The sequence below is a fragment of the Ferruginibacter sp. genome (genome assembly GCF_031430955.1).
Taxonomy (GTDB): domain Bacteria; phylum Bacteroidota; class Bacteroidia; order Chitinophagales; family Chitinophagaceae; genus Ferruginibacter.
In genome coordinates, this window is record NZ_JANPCM010000378.1 from 1 (window position 1) to 3,720 (window position 3,720).

Consider the following 3,720-nt stretch of genomic DNA (forward strand, 5'->3'; position numbering starts at 1 on the left):
CCATCCCCTGAAGGGGAGTTATTCGAAGAGTACGATTATAATCGGGGGGGTTACTATTTATAAAATTGAAAATGTAAAAAATAAAAATTTAAAATAAAGAGATATAAAAATATTGAAATAAATGAACGGCGATAAAAAAATAGAAAATTTGAATAACTCCCCTTCAGGGGATGGGGGCAAAAAGATAATTGCAGTAATAGAAGGTGACGGCATTGGGCCGGAAGTAACCAAACAGTCAGTAAAAGTATTGAATGCTATTGCCGAACAATTTGGCCATGAGTTTGAGTACAAATATTGTTTGTTGGGTGCGGATGCGATTGATAAAACAGGAACACCATTGCCCACAGAAACTATTGATATTTGTTTAGACAGCGATGCTATTTTATTTGGTGCAATCGGTCATCCAAAATATGATAATGACCCAACGGCAAAGGTTAGACCGGAACAAGGTTTACTTGGAATAAGGAAAGCATTGCAGTTATTCGCCAACATTCGTCCGATTACAACTTATTCTTCGCTGCATCACTTGTCGCCGCTTAAAACTAAAAATATCGAAGGGGTAGATTTTATCATCTTCAGGGAATTAACCGGCGGCATATATTTTGGAAAAAAAGAAACCAACGCAGAAGAAACCTATGCGTTTGATGAATGTGCTTACAGCAAAGAAGAAATAGAAAGAGTTGCACATTTGGCTTTTCAATCGGCACAAACGAGAAGAAAAAAGTTAACACTGGTTGATAAAGCCAATGTATTAGAAACCTCCAGGCTTTGGAGAAAAGTAGTGAAAGAATTAGCTGCTCAATATCCTGATGTGGCATTAGATTTTTTATTTGTTGATAATGCAGCAATGCAGATCATTTTAAATCCAAAACAATTTGATGTAATACTTACCGAAAATATGTTTGGAGATATTATTAGTGATGAAGCAAGTGTGATAAGTGGTTCATTAGGTTTGCTGCCTTCTGCATCTGTAGGAAATAAAACAGCTTTGTTTGAACCTATTCATGGTTCTTATCCGCAGGCAACAGGAAAAGATATTGCTAATCCAATTGGTTCAATTTTATCAGCTGCCATGTTACTGGATTATTTTGAATTAAGAGAAGAAGCGGCTTTGGTAAGAGAAGCAGTAGAGTGGACATTGGCGAATCAGTTTGTGACCAAAGATATTGAACCTATCAATTTTTATTTTACCACTACCATTGGCGAATTGATCAGCGATTATATCGGTAATAAAATTCCGGGCAGGTTGAATAAAGAAAATATTGAGTTGAGAAAATCAACTATTATATAGCCCCCATCCCCTGAAGGGGAGTTATTTAAAGGGTTGTATAATCATCGAGAAGTATTGGGCTTGAAATATAGAAATAATATTAAAAAGTGGAATGTTTGAATAACTCCCCTTTAGGAGATGGGGGAAAAGTTCTTTGGTTTTTATTTTTGGTGTAGGTATATTTGTGTAATAACATTCCTTTATGTTGAGCAACAAATTTAATAATGTCATTACAAAAATTACAGTAATTATTATTGTGATTGTCATTATTATACCTGCACTGCATGGAGGAGGAACAAGCTTATAAAATAAAATTAAAATTATACAGCGACCCGTCTCCAAAAAGGCGGGTCGTTTTTTTTACCTCACCTATCCTCTCCTGCAGGAGAGGGAAATGGAGAAGATTGTACCGAAGAATAAATATGAGATTATGATTTAGAATAGTTCCATAGGAACTTAAGGTGGGTAGAAAATTAGGATAATTTTTTCAACGTCCCGTAGGTACGACAGGTGCTTTTGCAAAACATAATTAAAGCTCAATAAAGAAATATAGTTGAAGAGTGTCTCGCCTTAGGCCAGACCAATGAAGATGAATAAAGAATAAATGATCGTAACAAAATTCTTTTAATAAAACACAATTAATTTCCCTTTAGGGGATAGGGGTATGGAACTAAATAAATATTCAAAAACATTAACACAAGACGAAACACAACCGGCCGCACAAGCCATGTTGTACGGCATTGGTTTAACAGAAAACGATTTAAAAAAACCGCAGGTGGGTGTGTGCAGTATGGGTTACGATGGTAACACTTGCAACATGCATTTGAATGACTTAGCAAAAATTGCAAAGCAAGGTGTGTGGGATAATGATTTGGTAGGATTGATTTTTAATACCATTGGCATAAGCGATGGTATCAGCAACGGAACAGACGGTATGCGGTACAGTTTGGTAAGCCGTGATTTAATTGCAGACAGTATTGAAGCAGTGTGTGGTGGATTTTATTACGATGGATTAATTGCATTACCAGGCTGCGATAAAAATATGCCCTGTGCAATTATGGCCATGGGAAGATTGAACCGTCCTTCAATTATGGTGTACGGCGGAACGATTGCTGCAGGACATTATAAAGGCGAAGAGTTAAATATCATTTCTTCTTTTGAAGCGCTGGGAAAAAAAATTGCAGGCACCATTACGCCGGAAGATTTTAAAGAAGTGGTAAAACACAGTTGCCCCGGTGCAGGTGCATGCGGTGGTATGTACACTGCGAACACTATGGCGAGTGCGATTGAAGCATTGGGTATGAGTTTGCCTTACTCATCCAGTAACCCAGCATTGAGTGAAGAAAAAAAACAGGAATGTTTAGATGCAGGCAAAGCAATAAAAATTTTATTGGAGAAAGATGTGAAGCCTAAAGATATTATGACGAAGAAAGCATTTGAAAATGCGATTACCCTCATTATGATTTTTGGAGGAAGCACTAATGCGGTGTTGCATTTAATTGCCATGGCAAAAGCTGTGGATGTGGATCTAACGTTAAATGATTTTCAGATCATCAGTGATAAAACACCCGTGCTGGCCGATTTTAAACCCAGCGGAAAATATTTAATGCAGGAGTTACATGCTCACGGTGGCGTACCCGCTGTAATGAAATATTTACTGGATAAAGGTTTGTTGCATGGCGATTGTTTAACGGTAACAGGAAAAACGATTGCAGAAAATTTAAAAAATACTGCGCCGGTAAATTTTGAAACACAAAAAATAATTTATCCATTAGAGCAACCTTTAAAAGCAACAGGCCATTTACAAATTTTATTTGGCAACCTTGCCGAAAAAGGAAGCGTTGCAAAAATAAGTGGTAAAGAAGGCGAACGTTTTGTTGGCCCTGCAAGGGTCTTTGATGGTGAAAAAGATTTGGTTGCAGGCATTGCAAATGGCAGAGTAAAAAAAGGTGATGTGGTAGTAATAAAAAATGAAGGGCCCAAAGGTGCACCGGGCATGCCTGAAATGTTGAAACCAACTAGTGCCATTACTGGTGCAGGTTTAGGAAAAGATGTGGCATTAATTACCGATGGAAGATTCAGTGGCGGGAGTCATGGATTTGTAGTAGGGCATATAACACCCGAAGCATTCAATGGTGGCTTAATTGCATTGGTACATGATGATGATGAAATTGAAATAGATGTGGCTACAAAAAAAATGACGTTGAAAGTGAGTGATGCAATTATTGCTGAACGCAGAAAAAAATGGCAACAACCAGCTTTAAAAGTTACCAAAGGGGTGTTGTACAAATATGCACAATGCGTAAAAGATGCAAGTGAGGGATGTGTAACTGATGAAGCTTAAAATAAATTGTTATGGAAACATTAGAATTAGTTGAAGAAAAAGTAGAGGCGAAGAAGCATACTAACATCTCAGGTAGTCAGGCAGTATTGGAAGCTTTTTTGTACGA

2 protein-coding genes are annotated in these 3,720 nt (G+C 37.3%); both read left to right on the forward strand.

Going from position 1 to position 3,720, the window contains the following annotated elements:
• Positions 1–121 precede the first annotated feature (121 nt).
• Positions 122–1,291 (forward strand): 3-isopropylmalate dehydrogenase, encoded by a 1,170-nt coding sequence (gene leuB / locus ACY65O_RS10755; protein ID WP_462220859.1) that lies wholly within the window; start codon positions 122–124, stop codon positions 1,289–1,291.
• Between the two features lie 643 nt (positions 1,292–1,934).
• Positions 1,935–3,614 carry a dihydroxy-acid dehydratase gene (ilvD, locus tag ACY65O_RS10760; RefSeq protein ID WP_462220860.1) on the forward strand — a complete coding sequence of 560 codons (1,680 nt, stop codon included), beginning with the start codon at positions 1,935–1,937 and terminating at the stop codon, positions 3,612–3,614.
• Positions 3,615–3,720 lie beyond the last annotated feature (106 nt).

Coding starts and splice junctions, on each gene's coding strand:
- leuB (WP_462220859.1), top strand. CDS start 122: ATGAACGGCGATAAAAAAATAGAAAATTTGAATAACTCCCCTTCAGGG.
- ilvD (WP_462220860.1), top strand. CDS start 1,935: ATGGAACTAAATAAATATTCAAAAACATTAACACAAGACGAAACACAA.